This window comes from Mycobacterium sp. 4D054, assembly GCF_052245755.1.
In the GTDB taxonomy this organism is placed as follows: Bacteria; Actinomycetota; Actinomycetes; order Mycobacteriales; family Mycobacteriaceae; genus Mycobacterium.
Window position 1 is genome coordinate 1 of sequence record NZ_JBQQCF010000095.1, and the last position, 6,591, is coordinate 6,591.

8 protein-coding genes are annotated in these 6,591 nt (G+C 68.4%); 5 read left to right on the plus strand and 3 right to left on the minus strand.

Annotation, left to right across the window (positions count from 1 at the left end; translation table 11 throughout):
* Window positions 1-119: 119 nt before the first annotated feature.
* Window positions 120-1,325: a 5-(carboxyamino)imidazole ribonucleotide synthase gene (locus ACTWP6_RS29485; RefSeq protein WP_443189546.1), complete on the minus strand. Its 1,206-nt coding sequence runs from the start codon at window positions 1,323-1,325 to the stop codon at window positions 120-122.
* Window positions 1,326-1,410: 85 nt separating this feature from the next.
* On the opposite strand from ACTWP6_RS29485, the gene ACTWP6_RS29490 reads away from it, so the two are divergent.
* Genes ACTWP6_RS29490 through ACTWP6_RS29500 form a run of 3 tightly spaced genes read left to right on the plus strand, consistent with a single transcriptional unit; the run spans window position 1,411 to window position 2,855 of the window.
* Window positions 1,411-2,091 (plus strand): GtrA family protein, encoded by a 681-nt coding sequence (locus ACTWP6_RS29490; RefSeq protein ID WP_260757694.1) that lies wholly within the window; start codon window positions 1,411-1,413, stop codon window positions 2,089-2,091.
* A 42-nt stretch (window positions 2,092-2,133) separates the two neighbouring features.
* Window positions 2,134-2,502: a chromosome condensation protein CrcB gene (locus tag ACTWP6_RS29495; RefSeq protein ID WP_443189543.1), complete on the plus strand. Its 369-nt coding sequence runs from the start codon at window positions 2,134-2,136 to the stop codon at window positions 2,500-2,502.
* The gene (locus ACTWP6_RS29500; protein ID WP_260757692.1) at window positions 2,499-2,855 is read left to right on the plus strand and encodes a hypothetical protein; all 357 of its coding nucleotides are present in this window, start codon (window positions 2,499-2,501) and stop codon (window positions 2,853-2,855) included. Before ACTWP6_RS29495 ends, ACTWP6_RS29500 begins: the two co-directional genes overlap by 4 nt.
* Here the strand turns inward: ACTWP6_RS29500 and ACTWP6_RS29505 are convergent.
* The gene (locus tag ACTWP6_RS29505; protein WP_396885424.1) at window positions 2,852-3,412 is read right to left on the minus strand and encodes a YdcF family protein; all 561 of its coding nucleotides are present in this window, start codon (window positions 3,410-3,412) and stop codon (window positions 2,852-2,854) included. The two genes, ACTWP6_RS29500 and ACTWP6_RS29505, sit on opposite strands and share 4 nt — an antisense overlap.
* 373 nt (window positions 3,413-3,785) lie before the next feature.
* Here ACTWP6_RS29505 and ACTWP6_RS29510 point away from each other — a divergent pair, with 373 nt between their 5' ends.
* Window positions 3,786-4,862, plus strand: coding sequence for a hypothetical protein (locus ACTWP6_RS29510; protein ID WP_443189544.1), 1,077 nt, complete (start codon window positions 3,786-3,788; stop codon window positions 4,860-4,862).
* A 394-nt stretch (window positions 4,863-5,256) separates the two neighbouring features.
* On the opposite strand, the gene ACTWP6_RS29515 is transcribed toward ACTWP6_RS29510, so the two are convergent.
* Window positions 5,257-5,532 carry a hypothetical protein gene (locus ACTWP6_RS29515; protein ID WP_443189545.1) on the minus strand — a complete coding sequence of 92 codons (276 nt, stop codon included), beginning with the start codon at window positions 5,530-5,532 and terminating at the stop codon, window positions 5,257-5,259.
* Between ACTWP6_RS29515 and ACTWP6_RS29520 the strand changes: the two genes are divergently transcribed.
* The coding region (locus ACTWP6_RS29520; RefSeq protein WP_443189547.1) for a hypothetical protein at window positions 5,491-6,591 on the plus strand (1,101 nt) is incomplete at its 3' end. The genes ACTWP6_RS29515 and ACTWP6_RS29520 overlap by 42 nt on opposite strands.

Genomic DNA, 6,591 nt, shown 5'->3' on the forward strand with positions numbered 1-6,591 from the left:
TGGCTCTACATCCTCTGGCACTGCTGGCACGACGAAGTCGCCTACGATCCCACCCAACACAGGGCCCTCCAAAAGCTGATCAACCAGGATCAACCCAGGGCGGCTTGACACAGGGCAACTCATGCGTGAGGATCCCATCCGTCGGTCCACTCTGCGTGCGACAACCAGTGTGCCGCCCGCTCGGCACGCTCTCGCAGGGACTCCACCGACTCGGTGCCGCCGACGATGTTGACGTGCCCGATCTTGCGGCCGGGCCGCTCCTCCTTGCCGTAGAGATGCACCTTCGCGTCGGGCATCCGCGCGAACAGGTGGTGCACGCGCTCGTCCATCGACATCGCCGGTGTCTGCGGAGCTCCCAGCACGTTGCCCATCACAGTCGGCGCCAGCGCCGCGGTGTCGCCCAGCGGGTAGTCGAGCACCGCGCGCAGATGCTGCTCGAACTGCGAGGTGCGCGCGCCGTCCATGGTCCAGTGTCCGGAGTTGTGCGGCCGCATCGCGAGCTCGTTGACCATCAGCTCCCCGGACACGGTCTCGAACAACTCGACGGCCAGCACCCCGACGACCCCGAGCGCCGACGCTATCGACAACGCCAATTCCGAAGCGGCAGAGCCCAATTCCTCGGAGAGTCCGGGCGCCGGGGCCAACACGGTCACACAGATGCCGTCGCGCTGCACGGTCTCGACCACCGGCCACGCCGCGCCCTGCCCGAACGGTGAGCGGGCCACCAACGCGGCCAGCTCGCGGCGCATCTGCACCCGCTCCTCGATCATCACCGGGACGCCGTCGGCCAGATACTGCGCGACGACCTCCCGAACCTCGCTCACCGACGCCGGCATGATCACCCCGCGCCCGTCGTATCCGCCGCGCACGGTCTTGATGACGATGGGCCCGCCCACCTCGTCGGCGAACGCCACCGCGTCCTCGACCGAGGACACCGCGGAGAAGCGCGGCACCGGGGCGCCGAGCTCGGAGAGCCGCCGGCGCATCAGCAGCTTGTCCTGCGCGTGCACCAGCGCCGACGGCGGCGGCAGCACGTTCACCCCGTCGGCCACCAACTTCTCCAGCAGGTCCGGGGGCACGTGTTCGTGGTCGAACGTGAACGCGGTGGCCCCCTCGGCGACGCGCTGCAGCGCGGCGAGGTCGGTGTGCGAGCCGAGGACGACGTCGGGGGTGACCTGGGCCGCGGATTCATCGCTGCGGACCGCCAGCACACGCAGCGTCTGACCGAGCGCGATTGCGGCCTGGGCCGTCATCCGGGCGAGTTGGCCGCCGCCGATCATTGCTACGACGGGTGGAGAAGCGGAAGTTCGTGACACGGCGTATATGTTGTCATGACCGGCGCCACAGCATTGACCTGCGGTTACGCCGCGATGCGGCATCTGGGCAGCCGCTTACGTAAACTGGCTCCTTGTGTCCTTTGCCGATGCGACGATCCGCCGCCTTCCGGGGCCGATCCGTCCCTACGCCGAACGGCACCACGAGCTGATCAAGTTTGCCATCGTCGGTGCGACCACGTTCGTCATCGATTCGGCGATCTTCTTCACGCTGAAGTTGACGATCCTGGAGCCCAAGCCGGTGACGGCGAAGATCATCGCCGGCATCGTCGCGGTGATCGCTTCTTACATCCTGAACCGCGAATGGAGTTTCCGCGACCGGGGCGGCCGGGAGCGTCATCACGAGGCGCTGCTGTTCTTCGGGGTCAGCGGCGTGGGCGTGCTGTTGAGCATGGCCCCGCTGTGGATCTCCAGCTACGTGTTCATGCTGCGCGCGCCGATGGTGTCGCTGATGACGGAGAACATCGCCGACTTCGTGTCGGCCTACATCATCGGCAACCTGCTGCAGATGGCGTTCCGGTTCTGGGCGTTCCGCCGCTACGTGTTCCCCGACGAGTTCGCCCGCAACCCGGAGAAGGCGCTGGAGTCCACGCTGACCGGCGGCGGCCTGGCCGAGGCGCTCGAAGATGAGTACGAGCTGCGCCACCCCGAGCATCCCGACACCGCCGGCAACGTCACCCCGATGCGGCCCAGCCGTCGCCGCTGGATGCAGCGTCAGGTGGATCCGTCCGAGCCCCGGGTGTCGAAGACCTCGTAGTCCGGCGCGGCCGGGACGACAATTCAGACATAGCCTCAACTTGTGCCGGGTCAACACCACCGCTCCCAAGCGCTGCCGTGGGCCCTGGTCCCGGGTGGCGCGGTCGGCGCGCTGATCAGATATGCCGCCGCGGACACTTGGCCGCAACCGCATCAGCTGCTGGTGTCGACGACGCTCACGGTCGGGGTGGCGTTCACCGTCGCGACCTTCGTGGTGGCCCGCGGTGCGACCGGGCCGGTGCCGAGTTTCGTGCTGGGTGTGTGCGCCGGCGCGGCCAGTCTGAGCGCCTACGCGGTGCTGACGGTCAGCCAGCCGGCGCTGTTGTCGATCGCGTTTCTGACCCTGACCCCGGCCGCCGCGCTCGGCGGACTGCTGCTGGGCCTGCTGGCTACGCGGGCGGTGACGCGGTGACGTGGGTGCTGGTCGCGCTCGGCGGCGCCGCGGGCACCGCGTTGGCGCTGGTCGGGCGGCGCAGGCCGCTGGCGGTGACGGCGGTGGTGTGCGCGTTGCTGGGGGCGTTCGGCGTCCAAGAGCGGTCCGAGGCGTTGACCGCGCTGGTCGGTGTCGGGGTGCTCGGCTCGGCGGCGAGCATGGTCATGGTGAGCCTGGCGCGGCCGCTGTGGCTGGGCGGGGACGCGATCGCGGCGACGGCGTGGCGGGTCACCCGACGGTTGGCGGTGCACTGCGCGGTCGGGGCGACGTTCGCGTTGGCCGGGTACCTGGCGCTGCGGGCCGGCACGACGTTGTACGTGAAGTTGCGTTAACAGCCGATCAGTTCGGCTTTCACCCATCCGCCGTACTGGTAGAGGTAGGTGTACTGCCACTGCGCCACCGAGAACGGATACTCGCGGGGCACGTCGCGCATGATCACGCTGCGCGTCGGCGTGGTGAAGCACTGGTCGAAGATGCGTCGGGCGCGCGGCAGGTGGTAGCGCCAGCTGACGACGACGATCTTGTGCCAGCCGTAGGCGTCGGCGAGGTCGCGGGCCATGCGCGCTTCGCCGCGGGTGGTGGCCGGCGCGGGCTTGCGGCAGATCACTTGGATGTCGGTGCGCGGCGCGCAGGCTTTGCGCATCACCTTGTCTTTGGCGTGGTACGGGTTCGACAGCAGCACGGTCGGCGCATAGCCCTGCTCGGCCAGTCGCAGCCCGTAGGCCTCGCGGCCGTCGTGTTCCCCGCCGAGCACCACGATCGCGTCGGCGCGCGCCAGCGGATCGCGTGGTGCATGCGCGAACAGCAACGTGCCGCTGGCGCCGTTGAAGACCAGCAGCAGCACCAGCGCGGCCGTCGCTGCGGGAATCAGCAGGTGCCGACGCCGGATCACGCGCACCACCCCCGAAGATCAGCTGACCCCACCATCTCCGGACATTGTGCCGAACTCTTCGCCGGCCGGCGTGGGCTGCGGCGACCGGCCTGTCGGTTTTCAGCCGCGGGCGGCCATAGAGGGGGGTACGGCCGCCCGCGGTTGTCCTGGGTGGGTGATCGCGCAAATCAAGCGCCTGGGTCCGCTCACCGCACACCTCGATCGCTCATGCCGGCATTTGTCGACACCGTGGGCACGGGACGCCGGCGAAGCACCGCGCACCCTCGAGACCGGCTGCCTGACAAGTGCATACCTCAGCTGTATCGACAATCCCATGAACACGCCCGGCTAGTCGCCTCCGCGTGCTGCCGACCAGACTTCCCGGCACACCGTGCATGCAGCTTACGCGCGAACGGACGTCGGAAACCGGCCGACGGCGGCCGGTGCCGCCGTCGGGGTCCTGGTCGCGGCGCTGTTGCTACGCATGCTGTCTGACGGCGTCAGCGTGCTGGCGTTCACGGCGTGGATGAGCCCCTTCGGGTTGATGGGGCGTGTCGCACCGTATGCCGACAACGATCCGGTGCCGTTGGTGGCGCTCGCCGCCTACGCCGTGGCGGTGACCGCCGCTGCGGTGGCAGCCGCCCACCGCCGTGACCTCGGCGCCGGATGGATCGGCCCCCGCAGCCGTCGGGCGCCGCGAATGTGGCTGCTCAGTTCGGTTTTGGCGTTCACCGGTCGCCGGGCCGTGCGACCGGTGGTCGGCTGGGCGGTCGGAATCGGCCTCTACTTCCTCATCTTGGGTGCGCTGATCGCGTCGATCCTCGACTTCTTCGACCAGAATCCCCGGTTCGCCGAGTTGGCGTCCGCGGCCGGTTTCGCCGGCTTGCACACCGCCTCCGGCTTCGCCGCGGCGTTGTTCGGTCTGCTCGCGATACCCACCGGCCTGTATGCGGCGACCCGGTTGGCCGCGTGGGTGGCCGACGAGCGTGCACAACGCTGGACTCCGGTGTTGGCCGGACCAGTCTCCCGAACGTCGGTCCTCGGCTGCGAGATCCTGGTGACCGCGGTCGGCGTGGTGACGCTGCATCTGGTCGCCGCGGTGGCGATGAGCATCGGAGCGACGTTGACCGGAGCGCGGTTGGGCCTACTCGACGCCGTCGCCGGTACGTTGAACACCGTGCCGGTGGCCTGGCTGGCGCTCGGCGCTGCGGTGTTGGCGGTCGGCTGGGCGCCGGGTGCGGTGACTGCGGTCGGTGCGGTGCCCGTGGTCGGCGGATTCCTGCTCAACGTCATCGCCGACAGCATCGGCGCCCCGTCCTGGGTGTCGACCCTCTCACCGTTCGTCCACGTCGCCGCCACCCCGGCCCAAGCACCCGACTGGTGGTTTCTCGCAACATTTGTGGCGATCGCCGGGTTGATGACTCTGGCCGGTGTCGCCGGACTTCAACGCCGGGACATCGCCGCCTGATCGGCGTCAGAGGTTCCTCGCCACGAGCCCGCTTGATACCACCAGAGCCCGACGGTCGGCGGATCCACCGCGCGGTGTCGGTCAAACGTCTGACTCGTCGCAGAATCGACGGGCAACCGGACGTGAAGGTGCGAAGCTAGCTAACAAAACGAACTGAGGGGGAATCGTGGGGGCATCGGCGGGGGTTTCCGGTTCTGCGAGGCGGCGCAAGACTCGCGGACGTCATCGCGCGAAGCGCAATGGCCAGCACATATCCACATGGCTGGGCGCTGGTGCTGTCACGCTGGGAGTGGGTGCGGCACTGGCCGCGGCCCCCGGTGTTGCGCAGGCTGATACCGGCTCGGAGTCGGCAAGCAACGCCTCTGCATCGTCGGCGAATGACTCGCAGTCATCCTCACGGGCTGCGGACGCCTCTCAGCGCGAGGCTGCCGACACCAGGCAGCGGACACTGCATCCGGCGCGAACCGATGACTCCGCCGACTCGGACGCAGAATCCGACACCGACTTCTCCGAGCGTGGCAGCGAGGAGAACGGCGTCGAGTCGAAAGCTACTCGCGTCGAAGACAACTCGGCCACCCAGGACAGTGACGACGACGGGGACGAAGCGGACCTGGATCCGGTCACCGGCATGGCCGGCACCGACATCAGCAGCGTCGACGAAGGGGCCCACCGTTCGACTCTCTCCTCGCAGCCGCTGCAAGCACCACCGGCTGCGATCGAGTTCACGACGGCGGCCGTGGGCACCGCAGTAGCCGACGATGCGTCATCCACAGGCGACGCCCCGCTCAATGCGCTCGTCCCCGTCTCCGTGCTGTCTTCCGCGCTTCCTCCCAACCCGTCCGCCAAAGCCGACAGGGCGGCACCCACCGCGGAAACGCCGGCGAGCCCGCCGGATCAGTCCGCGCCCGATCACTTCGTGATGGCGGCCGCAGTGCCACCGTTCGAGGCCCCGAAAGTCGCCATCGTCGACAGCTACCAACTCACCGGTACGGCCGGCGGCACGACGACAAGTCCCGGCGGCCGATACGTGTACGTCGCAACAGGCAACGCCATTGACATCGTCGACACTCAAACCGACAAGGTCATCCGGGTTTCGGTTCCTGACGAGGTCGACGACGTCGCGGCGGCCGGCAACTACATCGTGACGGTGAACTACCGGGCGAACCGGCCGAACGGGATGAGCGGCACCATGACCGTCATCGACGCCGGCACGCGGAAGGTTCTGAGGACCTTCCCGGTGTCGGTGGGCAATTATCTGGCCAATGTCACTCTGAGCTCCGACGGCCGCACGGCATACGTCTTCTCGCACAACGGGAAGATGGGTGTCGTCGATACGCGCACGGGCACCCTGAAGCGGACGGTCGACGTGGGCGCGTACCTGCATGACGCCACCGCTGTGGAGGTACACGGGAACCGGGCCTACATCGCGCGGGACGATTCCCCCACCGGCAAGTCGCTTTCGGTGGTGAATCTGTCCACCGGTGCGGTTACCGAGGTGCCGCTGCCCGGGTCGTCGCGCGCAGTGGCCATCAGCCGCGACGGCAAGACGGTGTACGTCGCGACGAGTAGCTCAGCTCTTGGCACCGATGCGGCGATAGCCATTGAGAGGGACCCGTTTGGTGGTCCAGTCGTTATGCGACTTTCGGTTGATGGGTCGCGGCCCACTGTAGGGCAAACTCGGCTGGGGTGCGGTCGCCATGGGCGGAGTGGGGCCGATTGGCGTTGTAAT